Origin of the sequence: Nonomuraea cavernae, from assembly GCF_014646355.1 — a bacterium.
GTDB classification, from domain to species: Bacteria; Actinomycetota; Actinomycetes; order Streptosporangiales; family Streptosporangiaceae; genus Nonomuraea; species Nonomuraea cavernae.
Window position 1 is genome coordinate 1 of record NZ_BMNH01000082.1, and the last position, 502, is coordinate 502.

The 502-nt window shown below is 66.3% G+C and carries 1 protein-coding gene; it reads left to right on the forward strand.

Going from position 1 to position 502, the window contains the following annotated elements; genetic code table 11:
- Positions 1–448 (forward strand): transposase (locus IEY82_RS38770; protein ID WP_189129282.1); only part of this gene is annotated, 448 nt, incomplete at its 5' end.
- Positions 449–502: the final 54 nt, after the last annotated feature.

The window sequence follows — 502 nt, forward strand, 5'->3', positions numbered from 1 at the left end:
CGGGACGCCGATCACCCGGGTACATTTCGCCATCACGGACTGCGGACCCTGCCCACTGCGCGCCTCCTGCACGAAGGCCGATGGTCACCGCTACGGGCGCAGCCTGACCTTGCTACCCGCCGCCCAGCAGAAGATCCTCGACCAGCGCCGCCGCGAGCAGGAGAGCCAGGCGTGGAAGGAGCGCTACGCCGTCCGGGCCGGGGTCGAAGGCACGATCTCCCAGGCCGTCCGGGCAGGCGGAATCCGCCGCACCCGCTATCGAGGACTGCTCAAAACCCGACTCGCGCATCTGCTGACCGCCACCGCGATCAACCTCATCCGCCTGGACGCCTGGTGGACCGACACCCCGATCCGCGGCACTCGCGCCTCTCACCTGGAACGACTCGGCGCTGAACTCGGCCTAGGCCGCGTTTCAAAAGGATCTTTGAAACTTGCGGCGTGGCGGTGATCGATAACCGACGAGGTCTCCGGTAGTTGGTTCAACGACCAAGAAGAGCCAAGT